Origin of the sequence: Rothia sp. (in: high G+C Gram-positive bacteria) (assembly GCF_030540545.1) — a bacterium.
GTDB lineage: Bacteria > Actinomycetota > Actinomycetes > Actinomycetales > Micrococcaceae > Rothia.
Window position 1 is genome coordinate 18,689 of the sequence record NZ_JAUNVZ010000007.1, and the last position, 16,852, is coordinate 35,540.

The 16,852-nt window shown below is 56.3% G+C and carries 12 protein-coding genes and 2 tRNA genes; 4 read left to right on the forward strand and 10 right to left on the reverse strand.

What is annotated here, in order from left to right:
- The first annotated feature begins 73 nt into the window (after positions 1-73).
- On the forward strand, positions 74-724 hold the full coding sequence (locus Q4P78_RS06820; protein ID WP_303339614.1) for a vitamin K epoxide reductase family protein: 651 nt from the start codon (positions 74-76) through the stop codon (positions 722-724).
- Positions 725-816: 92 nt separating this feature from the next.
- On the opposite strand, the gene nusB is transcribed toward Q4P78_RS06820, so the two are convergent.
- The 3 genes from nusB to rpsD form a co-directional block, all read right to left on the reverse strand.
- Positions 817-1,233, reverse strand: a complete 417-nt coding sequence (gene nusB / locus Q4P78_RS06825; RefSeq protein WP_303339615.1) for a transcription antitermination factor NusB — start codon at positions 1,231-1,233, stop codon at positions 817-819.
- Positions 1,233-1,796 carry an elongation factor P gene (gene efp, locus Q4P78_RS06830; RefSeq protein ID WP_303339616.1) on the reverse strand — a complete coding sequence of 188 codons (564 nt, stop codon included), beginning with the start codon at positions 1,794-1,796 and terminating at the stop codon, positions 1,233-1,235. Before efp ends, nusB begins: the two co-directional genes overlap by 1 nt.
- Before the next feature lie 274 nt (positions 1,797-2,070).
- A complete protein-coding gene (gene rpsD / locus Q4P78_RS06835) occupies positions 2,071-2,703 on the reverse strand; it encodes a 30S ribosomal protein S4 (RefSeq protein WP_303339617.1) in 633 nt (210 codons plus the stop codon).
- A gap of 414 nt (positions 2,704-3,117) precedes the next feature.
- Between rpsD and Q4P78_RS06840 the strand changes: the two genes are divergently transcribed.
- From Q4P78_RS06840 to Q4P78_RS06850, 3 genes are all read left to right on the forward strand, one after another.
- Complete coding sequence (locus Q4P78_RS06840) at positions 3,118-3,369, forward strand: nucleoside-diphosphate sugar epimerase (RefSeq protein ID WP_303339618.1); 252 nt, start codon at positions 3,118-3,120, stop codon at positions 3,367-3,369.
- Between the two features lie 183 nt (positions 3,370-3,552).
- The gene (locus Q4P78_RS06845) at positions 3,553-4,272 is read left to right on the forward strand and encodes a hypothetical protein (RefSeq protein ID WP_303339619.1); all 720 of its coding nucleotides are present in this window, start codon (positions 3,553-3,555) and stop codon (positions 4,270-4,272) included.
- Between the two features lie 528 nt (positions 4,273-4,800).
- The gene (locus Q4P78_RS06850; protein ID WP_303339620.1) at positions 4,801-4,938 is read left to right on the forward strand and encodes a hypothetical protein; all 138 of its coding nucleotides are present in this window, start codon (positions 4,801-4,803) and stop codon (positions 4,936-4,938) included.
- 217 nt (positions 4,939-5,155) lie between these two features.
- On the opposite strand, the gene Q4P78_RS06855 is transcribed toward Q4P78_RS06850, so the two are convergent.
- From Q4P78_RS06855 to Q4P78_RS06885, 7 genes are all read right to left on the reverse strand, one after another.
- Positions 5,156-8,074 (reverse strand): DNA methyltransferase, encoded by a 2,919-nt coding sequence (locus Q4P78_RS06855; protein ID WP_303339621.1) that lies wholly within the window; start codon positions 8,072-8,074, stop codon positions 5,156-5,158.
- Positions 8,075-8,308: 234 nt separating this feature from the next.
- Positions 8,309-9,904: a folylpolyglutamate synthase/dihydrofolate synthase family protein gene (locus Q4P78_RS06860; protein WP_303339622.1), complete on the reverse strand. Its 1,596-nt coding sequence runs from the start codon at positions 9,902-9,904 to the stop codon at positions 8,309-8,311.
- A 138-nt stretch (positions 9,905-10,042) separates the two neighbouring features.
- Positions 10,043-13,378, reverse strand: a complete 3,336-nt coding sequence (gene ileS / locus Q4P78_RS06865) for an isoleucine--tRNA ligase (protein WP_303339623.1) — start codon at positions 13,376-13,378, stop codon at positions 10,043-10,045.
- A gap of 745 nt (positions 13,379-14,123) precedes the next feature.
- Positions 14,124-15,413: a trigger factor gene (gene tig, locus Q4P78_RS06870; RefSeq protein WP_303339624.1), complete on the reverse strand. Its 1,290-nt coding sequence runs from the start codon at positions 15,411-15,413 to the stop codon at positions 14,124-14,126.
- A 95-nt stretch (positions 15,414-15,508) separates the two neighbouring features.
- A tRNA-Pro gene (locus Q4P78_RS06875) sits at positions 15,509-15,583 on the reverse strand.
- Between the two features lie 180 nt (positions 15,584-15,763).
- Positions 15,764-15,834, reverse strand: a tRNA-Gly gene (locus Q4P78_RS06880).
- 54 nt (positions 15,835-15,888) lie between these two features.
- The gene (locus tag Q4P78_RS06885; RefSeq protein WP_303339625.1) at positions 15,889-16,800 is read right to left on the reverse strand and encodes an Fpg/Nei family DNA glycosylase; all 912 of its coding nucleotides are present in this window, start codon (positions 16,798-16,800) and stop codon (positions 15,889-15,891) included.
- Positions 16,801-16,852: the final 52 nt, after the last annotated feature.

A 16,852-nucleotide genomic window follows, 5' to 3' on the forward strand; every position in this document is an offset into this window, starting at 1 on the left:
CGGAAAACGCTAGGATATTAAAGAACCGCCAGCAGGCGACTCAACCGAATATATCCCCGACTTCAAGGAAGCCATGGCAACCAAGAGCCTAGACACTATCGAAGACACCCCGCAGGATACGCCCATATCCAAGGAACTTAGCAGCATAGACCGCACCCTGGGTTGGTGGCTGGTCATTACCGCCGGTATTTCCCTGGCTTCCTCGCTCATCCTCTCCTATGAGCGTATGGCTATTTACATTGATGCCGGACACAGCTCCGTGTGCGATATTAACGCCCTACTCAATTGCGGCACAGTAATGCGAACCCCGCAGGCAGCGACTTTCTTCGGCTTCCCGAACCCCTTCGTGGGCCTCATGGCATACACTGCCCTGCTGACCGTGGGTGTGGCAATGCTTGCCGGCGCTCGTTTCAAGCCGTGGTTCTGGTGGTGTGTGCAGGCGGGCGTAACCTTCGCTCTGGGCTTTGTGGTGTACCTGTGGTTCCAGACCACCTTTATTATTGGTGCCCTGTGCCTATTCTGCATGATCGTGTGGATTATGACCGTGATTATGCTGGTGAAGGTGAGCGTGCGTAATATTCAGGCGGGTCTGATTCGACTCCCCGCGACTCTGCGCGATGCTTCCAAGAACTGGGAATGGTTCACTATTAGCATTCTGCTGCTGATTATTTTCGGTACCGTACTGATTCACTTCATGTCGGTGATTGTGCAGCTTTTCGCCTAGATACCCAAGCAGCTCAAACCTACAAGAATCGCCCCCGATACTTCAAGCAAGTATCGGGGGCGATATCTTTTATCAGCTGTTTAGAGCGCGGTTTAAGCCAGCAGAGTGGGCTTGACCTGACGCAACTTATCGAGCACGCCGTTGACAAACTTGGGCGACTCGGGGCTGCCGGAAAGCACGCGGGCAATACCCACAGCCTCCGAAATAGCAACGGCGTCGGGTACGTCGTCGTTGTACAGCAGTTCCCAGGTACCCACACGCAGCACGGTACGATCCACGGCGGGCATACGATCCCAAGACCAGTTACGCGAATAGGTTTCAATGTATTCGCGAATCTCGTCGTCGTGGTCGCGCACGCCGCGGATAATATCCTCAGCGTATGCGGAAATCTGCGCTACAGTGTGCTTGTGTCGGCGGGCAAGCACCTCGTTAATCTCGTCCTTACTTTGCTCCGCTTCAAAGAGCACCTCAACGGCGCGCAGGCGGGCTTTAGTGCGGGAGGCGCTCATTAGTCGTTCACGCGGCCGAGGTAGTCACCGGTGCGGGTGTCAACCTTGACCTTGGTGCCGGTCTCCAGGAACAGGGGAACCTGAATCTCGTAGCCAGTCTCCACGGTTGCGGGCTTGGTGCCACCGGTGGAGCGGTCGCCCTGCAGGCCCGGCTCGGTGTAGGTGATTTCCAGAACCACGGATGCGGGCAGTTCAATGTACAGCGGGGTACCCTCGTTCAGTGCAATGGTTGCAACCTGAGACTCGAGCATGTAGTTTGCTGCGTCACCCACCACTGCTGCGGGAACAGTGATCTGGTCGTAGGTCTTCATGTCCATGAACACGTAGTCGTCGCCGTCCTGGTACAGGTACTGGTAGTCGGAGCGATCCACGGTTGCGGTCTCGATCTTTGCGCCAGCGTTGAAGGTACGGTCAACGACCTTGCCGGAGGTCACGTTGCGCAGCTTGGTGCGAACGAATGCGCCACCCTTACCGGGCTTCACGTGCTGGAATTCAACAACGGACCAGAGCTGGCCGTCAATCTTCAGGACTGCACCGTTCTTAATATCAGTGGTAGATGCCATCAGGCTCTCCTTCGTTGAGTCACCGCTTGAGCCGAAATCCGCGCTTGGAGTGGGCGGGGCGTGCGGTGCATACGTGTTCTTCTCCCCCGCTACCTGCATGATGAGGCGGTTCGCGCTACCGCTTTTGGGCGCACAGAACCTATCGAGGGGCTAGTTTCTAGTGTACACGATAGCGTCGTGGCGCGGGCGTGAGCGCGCATTAAAAGCGGAAAACCCGCCTTCCGCTCGAAGAATCGAGAGGAAGGCGGGTCGCCGTATCGACATATAGTCGAGATTATGCCAGGCGAGAGTAGTACTCAACGACCAGCTGCTCGTCGCAGATCACGGGGATCTCAGCGCGCTCGGGCTTGCGCTCGAGCTTTGCGTGCAGCTTCTCAATCTCAACGTTCAGGTATGCGGGAACCTGGGGCAGAACTGCCTGGTTATCGCCAGCTGCTGCTGCCTGGAAGGGAACAGTCTTCTCAGCCTTGGGGTGAACGTGAATCAGCTGGCCGGGCTTGACCAGGAAGGAGGGGCGGTCAACGCGAACGCCGTCAACCATGATGTGACGGTGAACGACCATCTGACGAGCCTGTGCAATGGTGCGTGCGAAACCTGCGCGCAGAACCAGTGCGTCCAGGCGACGCTCCAGCAGCTCGATCATGTTCTTACCGGTCTGACCTTCAGTACGCTTTGCTTCCAGGTATGCGCGGCGCATCTGTGCTTCACGGATGTTGTACTGTGCGCGCAGACGCTGCTTTTCCTTCAGCTGGGTTGCGTAGTTGGAGTCAGCCTTCTTGCGTGCTGCACCGTGCTGGCCGGGGCCGTACGGGCGACGCTCGAGGTACTTTTCTGCCTTCGGGGTCAGTGCGATGCCCAGGGCACGGGACTGACGAACGGTACGGCGGGTGCGGTTGTGCTTAGCCACAATCTACCTTTCATCGACCCCACAGGTGTGGAGTCTTTATCATCTGTCGGAGCTGGCCTCCTTGCGACCTCGCGCTTGGAGTGGGCGAGGCGGAGAGCTGAGGGCAGAGTCCCGTCAGCTACATTACGCAGCGTTTTGAGGCGCACGTAATTGCCAGACTCCCCCAGTCTACCGGTTTCTCGCCCTTAAATCTAGCGTTGGGGCTAGTGTGTGCCGGTAGTGTGCAACATGGAATGTCCCTGGCTGGCTCGAAGGGTGCAGCCTAAGTGAGCGCATTCCGGGGTGGGAGGTCCGAGCAGGATATCCGGGCAAGATATGGGCGGGGTATAATGGTGGGAGTATTAACACCAATATATAACGCCCCGACATGGGCGTGGGACTATTTATCGGTCGGGATCTTTGAAGGAGAAAAGCATGAAGGCTGTCGGCACCGCAATGATGGGCATCTCCGCCCTGGTTTTTGCTGCTTCTGCCCTGGCGCTAACCGGCGGGCTTTTTAGCACCGGCGTGACCCTGATCTGGGTCATTCTTCTACTGCTCTCCCCCTTTATCTTTATGCTGGGTATTCCTTTTGCAACCGGTTCTGGCCCGGAGTACCTGCCGACCGACCCTAAGCTGGCTCAGGCGGAGCGTGAACGTCGCGACGCCGAACTCGGCTTGGACTAAACACTTCTACTCGTATACAAGGGGCGGGGCTGATACAAACAGCCCCGCCTTTTTATTTAACCCGCCACTCTAAGACATCCACATAGTACTTGTAACACGGACACAAATATCTTACACATCCTCTTTTACCATAAAATAGTATATAATTACTAGAACAATTCCTCGAAGGCGACAAGGATAACGATGAGTAAGCTAGCCCAGAACCCCCTAGATCAAGAGGCTTTTCTGCAAGCCATGAGCCAGCCACGTTTTGAACCCTATCTCGAGGCTAGCAACAGGGATTTCGAACAAGCTTACAAACTATACCGCTGGGCAGATAATGTAAGCGAAGCGTTTCATACAGCCCTGGAGTACACAGAAGTTGCCCTTCGCAACCATATAGACACTGTTCTCAAAGATTCAAATGAACGTTACGGCTACACAGCTGATTGGACTCTCGAGAAGAACAGCTTCCCTCTTCTATACGCAGTTTTAGGCCAAAAGTCCCTTAAAGATTCACGCGCTCGAGCACGCTCGTCGTACCATCATTCAGACCCGGTCCACGATGATATACTTAGTCAAATTTCCTTTGGCTTCTGGCATTACCTCATTGGCAGCAAATGGGAACAACCTCACCATCAAGCTTTATGGTCTACTTGCCTGCACCATGGATTCCCCTACCTTTCCACGGATCCTCAAAGTAATGAGCAACGAGTTAAAACGGGTAAGCAAGTGAGCCGCCTCCTTGAGTTGCGCAATCGTATTTCACATCGGGAGAACCTACTCAAAGTCAATATTGAGCATCGTAGGAACGACATCCTGTCTCTTCTGAATAAGCTGGATACCCACTATCCGAAAACTCTCGGTCCCTTTGCAAGGCTACGTGAGCTGGAAAAAGCCGATCCACGCATATCCCCTATCTAGGAGACCAAAGTTGGTCTTAAACCACCTCACCCCTCGATACACAGGGTATAAACCCGGTATCGAGGGGTGATTCGAAGTATTGCACCCCAGTCCAAGCCCGGAGCTTTCGTGAAATATTATATCATACAAAAGGCAGTAGTCGCTTACATTACCATAAATTTGAAGATACTTATGGTCGTACGGTGGGCATAATGGCTCCATCCGCACCACGTCTACGCTCGTCAGTCCAGTAGTCTTCTCCGGACACACTCGCGGTAGGTGCTGATGTCGAGGTAGTATCCGGCGAGCGCTCAGTACTGCTAGTTTCAGACCTGAAGAAGAGTAAACAGCCCACCAGAATACCCAGTGCTATCACCGTATAGACTATCCACGCTTTACGAGCTTTCATAGAGGTGCCCCTATTCTCTACCGGCCATTCGTGAGTGAATCTATATATTCATCTTAGAATGAGAGTATGAGTCAGGGATGAAATATCGCCATGATGACGCTATATGACACCTACACTTTGCCCTTAAGGAGCCCCCTTCAATGTCTTCGAACCCCGCAGAAAATACTGAAGAGTATCATGCCCTGCTGGCAGCATGCAAAGAGCTAGATGCGTTCTTTGCCGGCGACAGGAAAGCTAAAACCCATAAGTCAGCGATAGAAGAACTAGGACTCAAGTAGAGGATAGCTAGGCGAAAGTCCAGCAGAGATATCTGAGGAGCTACCACGGTTACAGGTCTCCTCTCCAGCTTTAAACCACCTCACCCCTCGACACGCAGGGTATAAACCCGGTATCGAGGGGTGAAACCGAAGCATTGCGCCGTGCACAAGAAACAGAGTCCAAGCCCGGAGCTTTCACGCACCAACATAGCGCACTATAAGAAATGCGATCTAGAGGCTACTTCTTCGCTGTGCGAGTGCCTTTAGCGTGAGCGGAGGCGGCGCGTTCTTCCTCGGTGAGCTCGGCGTAGCGTTTGAAGAGAATCGTTAAACGCTCCGTATTATCCGCGCAGGTTTTAGAGGCACCGAATGCCTTATCCACCAGACGGTCTAGTGCACGATGGGCTTTGAGAAGCTCCGGATCCATAGCCCACGGATTGTACATATCCGCAAGAGATACGCGACCCCCAAACTTGAAGGCAAGGCTCTCCCGTACCCGTTGCAGCTCTTGACCGGCCGCGCAGATTTGATCGTGTAGCTTCTGGGGCACCTTGGGCAGAGGTAGGTTATTCCACACCAGGGTATTGGCAAAACGCAGGCGAGATTCTAAACGCCCACCTACGGCTTTCTGCCAGGTAATAAACATAGACGAGCTCACCACACCAAAAAGGAAACCATCGGGGTCTATCGCAGTAAAAGCTAAATTACTACAAATTACATCTTCTGAGAAGTGTGCAGCTGTAAAAAACTTACGATTCTCTGACACTACACTCGGAATACACACATAATCCTGCACCGGCTGACGACGCTCATCAAAGAGATGGGCAATCTCTGCCTTCTCGCGCGTTGCCGCCTTTGAACTTGCCAATCGCATAGCTTTAACCTTGGCAATGCGCTCTTTCAACACAGGGCTCTTGGATCTATCCGCAGGGGTTGCATCCTCCAGCCACAGGCACCAGCGATCCAAACCACGCACCAACTCTTTTGCCCCGGTAAAAGGGCGCACATAGCGGGCAGCAATAGGATCAGCCATTACCTCGGTGTACTGTTCCACCTCAACAATCAGGTTGCCACCATCGGTAGGCTGAGAGCCTCGTTCCACCACCGGCAGCTGCTGAGCAAGCGGTTTCATTCGCTTCGTCACCAGCACATTCGGAGCATCCAAAAGATAAGCGTTAATAGCCTTTACCTTTACCGGAACACTCTGCTCCGTCTGCCAGTCATACTCCCGCAGCTGAGGATTCTTCACCAAACCCCGGGCAAAACCAGTAATCACGCAATGCACCGCTGCCTGCCCCGGAGCCTGAGAAGACCACGGGAAAGTACGATAGGCAAATTTAATATTCCACCCCGCTCTAAAAAGCGGGCCGAAGAGAGCAGGAACAGGCTGACCCTGCGTAATAGAGTTTGTAGATACAAAAGCAAACTCGCCTTCAACCTCCTGCCCCTCATAGGCGGAGCCGGGCGCAGGTACAAAGAAATCCATGCTCTTCTTAAACCAGCCGGTCACAAAATCCAGGTACCCGTCATAGTCCTTACCCCAGACAGCCTTCATGGATTCCTTTTGAGCCTTCGACATTTGAGCCTGACCCAAAAACGGCGGATTACCAAAAATAAAGACCTTCTGAGCATCCGCGGGCACAATAGCACGCCAATCACTCGTCAGCGCATCCGCGTGCACAATATGCGCTTTGCTCTTGAGCGGTAGGCGTTCAGGAAGCTGACCAATAGCAGCAGCCAGCTGCCTATCCGCCTGAAACTCCGCCAAATACATGGCAACCTCGGCAATACGTGCCGGCCACCACCCCAGCTCAATACCGTGGAATTGCTCCACCGAGACATAGGTCTCTAAGGTAGCATCCAGCGACATCTGCCCCAAAGAGCCATCCAGACGGCGCAACTCAACCAGCAGCTCAGTCTCAATAGCACGCACCTGAGCATAGGCCACCAGCAGGAAATTACCCGAACCGCACGCCGGATCCATACAATGAATACCCTGCAGCTCCCTCAACAAAGCAATAATATTCTTACGCTTAGTGCTCTCCGCATGGCTGGAATCAACCAGCGCACGGGCACGCTGGCGCAACTCATCCACAAAGAGAGGCTCCAAAGTCTTCAAAATATTCTCTTCGCTGGTATAGTGCTCACCGTTTTCACGGCGTGCCTTCTTCGATTTCACCAGTTGGAACATCGAGCCAAAAATAGCGGGAGAAATCTGAGACCAGTCAAAACGGCATGCCTTCAGCAGCTCATCGCGCAACTGACGGTTAAAAAATTCCATACCGCGGCGCTCAGCAAAGAGAGAACCATTCACATACGGAAATAAATGGAAAATCTCGGGCACATTCGGCGTGCGCTTACGGGCAGCCAACGGCTTATCCAACCATTCAAAAAGAGCCTGAATCTTCGGACCCAAATCAATACCGTCGCTGGAAGTCTCCTGCTCAACATAGCGTTCAAAAAGGTTACGCTGCCACAGACCCGCATCATCACCAAAGAGCAAAAAGAGCAGGCGAGTCAGAAAAATAGAAATATCATCCGTCCGTGCCTCAGCATCTGAGGGGTCAAACTCCTCCGGCTCAGCAGCTTCCGGGTCGGAATCAGCATCGTTTCCCGCCATCGCGGTATACAGGCGAGCCATAATTAACGACGCCTCAGCATTCAAATCGCGCTGAATACGGTGCTGAGTACTCTGCGCACCCGCCAAAAAGAGCAAAGAATCAAGACGCTCCGGCACATCAGACAGAGCGAACTCATCGCGCGTCTGCTGCTGGCAATCAAGCAGAATAAAACGCCCAAAATCGCAGGCAATTACAAAGCGCGGCTGTTCACGCTCCGGGATACTGTCCCTATCTTCCAGATACTCCAAGCCCTGTGCCAGAGCAGCCTCAAGGTCTTTACCCGGAGACTTCTGCTCCACCAGCACAGTACCCGGCCAGAACATATCAATACGGCCGCGTTCACTACTATTGGAGGCACGGCGAGCGCTACGCTCATAGTGGGCATTTGATTTACGATCAACACCAAAACACGCCAGCAGCTCATTCCAGAAGGTTTGGGTCTCCTTCGACTCCATGCTACCGGTCTGCCGCTGATCCGTGTATTCTTGCAGACGCACACCCCAGTCGGCGCTAAAATGCTGCAGACGCGCCAGCACCCGAGCGCGAAATTCCGGAGTTAAAGCATTGACGAAGCTATCGTGTGTGTGTGTGTGTGTGTGAGCATAAAGTTCAGTATAACGCAAATTCTATATCGCACAGTCCGCACTTTAAACGCTTAAGTCACCCCACTTCTCAGGGCACCATATCTTCCCCAGATACCGAGAGTTAAAAAGCAAAAGGTGCCCCGAACTCACATTCAGGGCACCTATACGAATTGACGCACCTACCGGCTAGACCTCATCCAGTTCGTCCGGGACAGTGTCGTCATCCAGATCGTCCAGGGGCAGACCCAGAGTATCCTCCAGCGGGTGCTGCTCGCCCGGCTGCTCAGCATCAGAAGCCAGCTCAGCCATAATCGAAGACATCAGCTCGTCCCCCTCTTCCCCAAAGGAATCGGTGGTCTCGGGCAGAATCTCCTCAGACTCCACGCCCAGCTGCTCCACAGTATCGGCAGCACCCAGCAGGGTACGTGCCTCACCAATGACCGTAATAGAGCCGGTAATCAGCACACCGGCAGATTCCTGATCAAAGACCGCGTTTTCCATAGCGGTCGCCACAGCCTCATCCAGGTGCTCAAACACCGTCACGCTCTCGGCATCAAAGCCTGCATCCAGAGCCAACTCTTCCAGACGCTCGGCGGGGATAGCGCGAGGAGAATCCGAAGCCGCCAGGTACAGGCGGAAGGAAGAATCCACCGAATCCACATACTCCTGGCGCATTGCCTCGAACATGCCCGCGGCATCCTTCTCACCCAAAATACCTACCACGGCGTGCACATGAGCAAAATCAAAGGCTTCCTTAATCGCCACCGCCGAGGCGCGCACACCGTGGGGGTTATGGCCGGCGTCCAGAATCACGGTCGGCTCGCTGCGCACCACTTCCAGGCGGCCCGGCGAACGCACCGTACCGAAGCTCAGACGAACCAGTTCTTCCGAGAGCTTCTTCGAACCGAAGAACGCCTCCACCGCCGCCAGAGCGCACGCAGCATTTTCCGCCTGGTGAGCGCCGTGCAGAGGCAGAGCAATATCGCTATACTCCCCCGCCAAACCGCGCAGGCTCAGCAGCTGACCGCCCACAGCCAGTTGACGATCCAGCACACCAAATTCCACATTTTCAAAGGCGAAAGAAGCGCCCACCTCGCGGGCACGCGCCAGCAGCACATCGGCTGCCTCCGGATCTTGCGCAGCGGAGATTAGGAAACCCTCGGGCTTAATAATGCCGGACTTCTCCGAAGCAATATCTGCCAGGGTATCGCCCAGCATATCGGTGTGGTCCAAATCGATCGGGGTCACCACAGACACCGTGCCGTCGGCGACATTGGTCGAATCCCAGCTGCCACCAATGCCCACCTCGAGCACCACAACATCCACCGGCTCATCGGCAAAAATAGCGAACGCTAGGATAGTGATTGCCTCAAAGAAGGTAATGCGCGGCTGGCCGGCTTCTTCCATACGGGCGTCCACAATCGCCAGGTAGGGGGCGATTTCATCCCAAATGCGCACCAGGGTGCGGTCGGCAACCGGGCGGCCATTAATGCAGATACGCTCGGTCACGGACTCCAGGTGCGGGCTAGTAAAACGGCCGGTGCGCACATCGTGTGCCAGCAGCAGGGACTCGATCATGCGGGCGGTACTGGTCTTACCGTTGGTGCCGGTAATGTGAATAACGGGGGCTGCGCGGTGCACATCGCCCAGGATTTCCACCGCCTGCTGTACGGCGTCCAGCCGGGGCGCCATCTTATTTTCGGGTGCGCGCGCCAGCAGCTCGCCGTAGACGCGTGCTACGCCTTCGGGGTCGGGAATGGCGGGGAAATTCTTCTCGCTCATGGTGTCCTTCGGTTAAGGTCCAAAACTATCTGTTCTTAATGATGAACGCACCCGGTTCATACGGTCAAGCCGTACGCACCGGGTGCGTTCATTCTTAGCTGTCAGCGTGGGTTTTCACACTCTTCTACCAGCTCATGACTAAGCAACAGCCACGCTAATCTCCAGGGGCTCACCCTCCACCAGTTCCAGGCTGGTTGCCAGGGTATCACCGGTCAGCAGCTGCTCGTGGGCGCGCAGAGCCTCCAGAGTCTTCGCGTCTGCCACAATGCGCAGTGCAATACGGTCGGAGACGTTCAGGTCGGCGTCCTTACGTGCCTGCTGTACCGCGCGGATAGTGTCGCGAGTAATACCCTCAGCGATCAGTTCCTCGGTCAGAGCAATGTTCAGCACCGCGAAACCGCCAGGCAGAACGGCTGCCGCATTGTGCTCGGCACCTTCGGCGTTTTCGTCCACCACGGTGACCAGCTCGTACTCGTTGGGCAGCAGCTCAATGCCGCCCTCAACAGCCTGCAGGCCCACCAGCACCTTATCGTTCTCCACCGACCAGTCGCCGGACTTGGATGCCTTAATGACCACCTGCATCTGCTTGCCCAGACGGCCACCGATTTCACGGGGGATGACCTTCAGCTGCTGGGAGATGCCGTACTCTGCCGGGTCAGCGTCCTCGGAGGAGAGCAGCTTAACCTCGCGCAGGTTCAGCTCATCGGCCACAATCTGCGCAAAGTACTCAGCGCCGCCCTCGCCGAAGGCTGCATCCAGGGAAGCGTACTGCTCGGGAGCAATGGCGACGGTCATCAGGCTCAGCGGCTGGCGTACACGCATCTTGGTGCTCTTGCGCAGGAAGGAACCGGTAGAGCAGACCTCACGCACGGTTTCCATCAGAGCAATCAGCTCGGATTCATCCGCGAAGTCTTCAACTACGGGCCAATCAGCCAGGTGTACGGAGCGCTCGCCGGTCAGACCGCGGTACATTTCCTCGGCGGTCAGCGGCAGCAAGGATGCCGCTACCTTGGTGACGGTCACCAGGGCGGTGTACAGGGTGTCGAATGCGTCGTGATCCTCTTCGAAGAAGCGGTCACGGCTGCGGCGCACATACCAGTTGGTCAAGGCGTCCGCATAGATGCGCAGGTAGTCGCAGGCGGTGGAAATATCGTAGGAATCCATTGCCTCGGTGACCTGTGCGACCAGTTCGCGGGTCTTACCCAGGATGAAGCGGTCCATGACGTTCTGAGAGTCGTAGCGCAGCTTCGCCTCGTAACCGGCACCGTTATTGGCGGCGTTGGTGTACAGGGCGAAGAAGTGGTACACATTCCACAGGGGCAGCATGACCTGACGCACGCCCTCGCGGATACCCTGCTCGGTGACGATCAGGTTACCGCCGCGCAGAATGGGGCTGGACATCAGGAACCAGCGCATAGCGTCCGAGCCGTCGCGGTCGAGCACCTCGGAAACGTCCGGGTAGTTGCGCAGGGACTTGGACATCTTCTGACCGTCCGAGCCGAGCACAATACCGTGGCTGACCACGTTCTTGAACGCCGGGCGGTCAAAGAGCGCGGTTGCCAGAATGTGCAGGGTGTAGAACCAGCCGCGGGTCTGACCAATGTATTCCACAATGAAGTCAGCCGGGTAGTGGTTCTCGAACCATTCCTTGTTTTCGAAGGGGTAGTGAACCTGCGCGTAGGGCATGGAGCCGGAGTCGAACCATACGTCCAGCACGTCTTCTACGCGGCGCATGGTGGACTTGCCGGTCGGGTCGTCCGGGTTCGGGCGGGTCAGCTCGTCAATGTAGGGACGGTGCAGATCCGGCTGACCTTCCTTATTCAGAGGCAGACGGCCGAAGTCAGCCTTAAGCTCTTCCAGGGAGCCGTAGACGTCCACACGCGGGTAGTTCGGGTCGTCCGAAACCCACACGGGGATGGGCGAGCCCCAGAAACGGTTACGGGAGATGGACCAGTCGCGTGCGTTTTCAACCCACTTGCCGAACTGGCCGTGCTTGACGTTCTCCGGGATCCAGTTGATCTGCTCGTTCAGCTCGCTCATGCGATCCTTGAACTCGGTCACCTTCACATACCAGGAGGTGATCGCGCGGTAGATCAGCGGGGTGCGGCAACGCCAGCAGTGCGGGTAGGAGTGCACATAGGACTTCTCACGAATCAGACGGGAGTCAGCCTTGAGAGCGTTAATAATGGTGCGGTTTGCCTCGAAGACCTGCACGCCAGCAATCTCTGCCAGGGCGGTGGAGCCGCTGGGCGAGGGCTCTGCGAAGAGGGAGAGGAACTTAGCGCCCTCGTCCACGCTCAGAACCACGGGAATGCCGTAGCCTTCGCAGACCTTCTGGTCGTCTTCACCGTAGGCGGGTGCCTGGTGAACAATACCGGTACCATCGCTGGTGGAAACATAGTCGGCAACCAGGATCTGCCAGGAGTTCTCGGTGCCCCACTTCTCAGCGTCGGTGAAGTAGTCCCAGATCGGGGTGTAGCGTACACCCTCCAGCTGGGAGCCGGTGTAGCGTGCGGTGACAGCTGCTACAGCGTCCTCGGCGGGGTTCTCGCCCGCGTAGCCCAGGTCCTTAGCGTAGCCTGCCAGCAGGTCGGCTGCCAGCAGGAAGGAGCGGCCTTCCTTATCGCCTGCGCCGGGTACAACCACGTATTCAATCTCGGGGCCGACAGCCAGTGCCTGGTTGGTGGGCAGGGTCCAGGGAGTGGTGGTCCATGCCAGTGCCTCAACGCCCTGCAGGGCTGCAGCTACTGCCTTGTCCTTTGCCAGGGAGTCATCGGAGTTAATGCTAAAAGCGACGGTGACGGTCTGGTCCTGACGGTCCTTGTACACGTCGTCGTCCATGCGCAGCTCGTGGTTGCTCAGGGGGGTTTCGTCATTCCAGCAATAGGGCAGCACGCGGAAACCCTGGTAGGTCAGGCCCTTTTCGTGCAGCTGCTTGAATGCCCAAATCACGGACTCCATGTATTCAACATTGAGAGTCTTGTAGTCGTTTTCGAAGTCAACCCAGCGTGCCTGGCGGGTCACGTAGCGCTCCCACTCATTGGTGTACTTGAGCACGGAGGCGCGTGCGGCATCGTTGAAGTTGTCGATGCCCATGTCCAGGATTTCCTTCTTATCGGTCATGCCCAGCTGCTTCATAGCTTCCAGCTCTGCGGGCAGACCGTGGGTGTCCCAACCGAAGCGACGCTCAACCTTGTGGCCGCGCTGGGTCTGGTAGCGTGCCACCAGGTCCTTAGCGTAGCCGGTGAGCAGGTGGCCGTAGTGCGGCAGGCCGTTTGCGAAAGGGGGACCGTCGTAGAAGACGAATTCATTCTCGCCATTGTCGCCGGCGGGGCGGCCGTCTACGGATGCCTTGAAGGTGCCGTCATTCTTCCAATAGTCCAGGACGGCTTCTTCCAGCTTGGGGAAGGAGGGCGAGGCGGGAACAGCGGAGGCGTTCAGCGCGCTTGCCTTCGGGTAGATAGATTCAGTCACGGTACGTTTACCTTTGATCGTGCTTAGCTTATGCCCCGGATGCACAAAAGCACCCGGAACACTCACCAACGCGGTGGGTTCAACGGGTGCAAGGACGCCTAATATCGTGCGCAATGGCGCGAGGGTAAAGGCGCGGTACCACCTTGCTTATTGAAACGGCGAAGAGCACCTACCATCCCGCACCCTGAGGGTGCAGGAGGCGGTGCTTTTCGCGAGTATCAATCGCTTATTTACAGCTATTTCGGGCTTATCCGTCCGGTTCTACTGGGACTACATCTGTTCCGCTAAGACTCTCCGCCGCAGCGTTATGAGAGCCCGCAGGTGCGGTCCGTTCTTCCGAATTGCTCGCCGGTGATGGCCGGGTCCTTGCAAACATCTATATTTTAAGTGCTTACGCAAGCACTATGCAAGCTCAAGAAGCCCGGAAACACGCCCAACACTCCGGCATTGCCAGGAATTATTGAAACATATTCGAACAAACACTTTTTCGAATAACCAACATGCCCATAGAGCGCACACAAGATAATGGGGTTCGGTTTTAAGCCCGCACCCAGATATAGGCATCTTTAGCGCTTGCCCCAACTATGAGATCTTAACTTACACGCCTGCAATTCGAATGCGGAAGATAACAAGGATATATGAGATAAAGCCCTTACCCCCACCAGAGAGAGTAAACGAAAACGCCGTGCCAGAGTGGGGAACTCCCCTTCTCTGTCACGGCGTCTTCTACGCTACAGCGTTAGACTTATGCCTCGTCGCCCAGGAACTTGGACAGGTCAACAGCCTTGCCGTTGGTGTCCTTAACCTTAGCGGACTTGAGCACCTCGCCCAGTGCCTTGGAGCGGCGAACCTCGCCCACCAGCATGCCAGCCTGACCGGAGCCGTCCAGCATCTGTGCGAACTGGTTGGGGTCCATGCCGTACTGCTGGCTCATGGTGATGATGTAGTTGATCAGCTCAGCCTGGTCAACCTGAACCTCCAGAGCCTCAGCAATGTCGTCCAGAATGATCTCGTTCTTGAACGCCTTAATGGTGTTCTCGCGAACCTCTGCACGGTGCTCTTCGGTGTCGTGGTCAGCGTCAGCGCTCGGAGCGGAGAAGTGCTGCTCAATCTGCTCTTCGATGACGGACTCGGGTACGGGAACCTCGGTCTTCTCAACCAGGATCTCCAGAGCCTTATCGCGTGCCTTGGAGCCCTGCTCGGCAACCTTAGCCTCAGCAACCTGCTTCTTGATGTCTTCCTTGAGCTCATCCAGGGTGTCGAACTCGGATGCCAGCTGTGCGAACTCGTCGTCAGCTGCGGGCAGCTCGCGCTCCTTGACAGCGGAAACCTTGACCTTGATAACAGCCTGCTCGCCAGCGTGGTCGCCGCCGGAGAGCTTGGTCTCGAAGGTTGCGTCCTCGCCTGCGGACAGGCCGGTCAGTGCCTCGTCGATGCCCTCGAGCATGGTGCCGGAGCCGATCTGGTAGGACAGGTCGTTTGCTGCGTCAACCTCTTCACCGTCGATGGAGGCGGTGATGTCGATGGTCACGAAGTCCTTGTCAGCTGCGGGGCGATCCACTGCAACCAGGGTGCCGAAGCGCTCGCGCAGGGCGTCCAGTGCCTGTGCCTCATCTTCTGCGGTAACCTCTGCAGCCTCAACCTCGATCTCCAGACCCTCGTATGCGGGCAGGATGATCTGGGGGCGAACAACAACCTCGATGGTCAGCTTGACGTCTGCTTCGCGAGCGTCGGTGGTGGGCTGGGACTGAACGTCCAGCTCGGGGCGTGCCAGCGGGGACAGGTCGTTCTCGCCCAGCGCCTGTGCGTAGTAGTCGTTCAGTGCTTCGTTCAGGGATGCCTCAACAATGTAGTCGAAGCCTGCGCGCTGCTCGATCAGGGTCTTGGGCAGCTTACCCTTACGGAAACCGGGCACGCTCATCTGCTCGCCCAGGTTCTTGTAGGTGCGCTCCAGGTAAGGCTTGAATTCAGCGAAGGGAACCTCGACCTCAATCTTAGCCAGGGTCGGGTTGAGCTTCTCGACGGCGGTCTTCACGTCCGTTGATCTCCTCGATAGTCGTTGACGGCTCAGTGGTGAGCCGTGATGAATAATGGAATAGGGCGCCGGCGTGTACCGGCGCCCCTTTCACGTCGGGGCGACAGGATTCGAACCTGCGATCTCCTGCTCCCAAAGCAGGCGCGTTAGCCAAGCTACGCCACGCCCCGTGCCTTTACTGCCCGCACATAGATAGCTATGTGCACACAGATACATCTAGTGTAACGCGCCCGTGCCCAAAAGCCCAATAGAGGCGCTCTATTTCTTAAGGGGTCTTCACGTGAGGGCACAGAGCAGATGCTGAAGATACAAATAAGCCCCCGATGGAACCTTTATCGGGGGCTTGCACGAGGGGACGACGGGAATCGAACCCGCGTAATCAGTTTGGAAGACTGAGGCTTTACCATTAAGCTACGTCCCCGTGAACTTGATAATAATACCCCACCCACTTGCGCACTGTCAAATTTGTGCACTGTCATATGGTCTTTGAGCTCGCACCATTCGAAGACTGGCAGCCCGGGCACCAATAGAGCTTACGCCCCGCCACCTCTTGCATGCGGATCATCTCACCGCAGCGGGTACACTCCTGCCCCTGACGCATATACACATAGTTCGCGTGATCGGGCCACGCCTCATACTCGCTCACACCGGGGCGGTCCTCCGCTTCGGTGGTAATAATACGACCCACGCGCACACCAATACGCAGCAGGTGGGCATTATCCTCCCAGAGGCGGCGCGCCTGATCCTCACTCACCTGCTTACCCGGCAGGAAAGGATCAACCTTCTGACGATAGAGGGACTCGGCACGGAAAATATTACCCACACCAGAAATGGCAGCCTGATCCATAAGAATCACACCCACCGGGCGGGAGCTCTTAGCCAGGGCACGATAGAAATCCTGCGGGTTGGCGTCATCGTTGAGCGGGTCGGGTCCCAGCTTGGAACGCACCACCGCCACCTCCTCATCATTGAGGGTTCGGCAAATCGTCGGACCCACCAGATCCGCCCAGCCATGCTCAGAAACAATACGGCAGCGCACGGTGTCCTTAGGTGCGGGAGGGCCGGTGTACTCCCCCGCATCCTCGGCGCCGTATTCTTTTTCGCCAATTTTGCGCGGGGCGCCAATGGAGGAGGCGCCCACAAAGCTTTCATCCCCACCAAAGCTCCAGGAGCCGTAAATACCCAGGTGAACATTGACCCACAGGCCATTGTCAAAGCTAATAAAGAGATGCTTGCCGTGGGCAAAAGCGCCCCTAAGAGTGGCACCGTCCACCAGGGCTGCACCCGACTCAAAACGACCCTGCGGGCTGGATACGCGCACGCGCTCACCGGCGAAAACATCATTGAATTGACGGGCGAGGCGGTGAATGGAATGACCTTCGGGCACACTAACTCCTGACTGCTGATAGAAGGCGGTTAATAAAGTAGGTGGTGCGCCT

Bases quoted from the DNA above. Each gene is read 5' to 3' on its own strand.
- efp (WP_303339616.1), bottom strand. From the start codon at position 1,796: ATGGCATCTACCACTGATATTAAGAACGGTGCAGTCCTGAAGATTGAC.
- Q4P78_RS06850 (WP_303339620.1), top strand. From the start codon at position 4,801: ATGTCTTCGAACCCCGCAGAAAATACTGAAGAGTATCATGCCCTGCTG.
- Q4P78_RS06840 (WP_303339618.1), top strand. From the start codon at position 3,118: ATGAAGGCTGTCGGCACCGCAATGATGGGCATCTCCGCCCTGGTTTTT.
- Q4P78_RS06820 (WP_303339614.1), top strand. From the start codon at position 74: ATGGCAACCAAGAGCCTAGACACTATCGAAGACACCCCGCAGGATACG.
- nusB (WP_303339615.1), bottom strand. From the start codon at position 1,233: ATGAGCGCCTCCCGCACTAAAGCCCGCCTGCGCGCCGTTGAGGTGCTC.
- Q4P78_RS06845 (WP_303339619.1), top strand. From the start codon at position 3,553: ATGAGTAAGCTAGCCCAGAACCCCCTAGATCAAGAGGCTTTTCTGCAA.
- Q4P78_RS06860 (WP_303339622.1), bottom strand. From the start codon at position 9,904: ATGAGCGAGAAGAATTTCCCCGCCATTCCCGACCCCGAAGGCGTAGCA.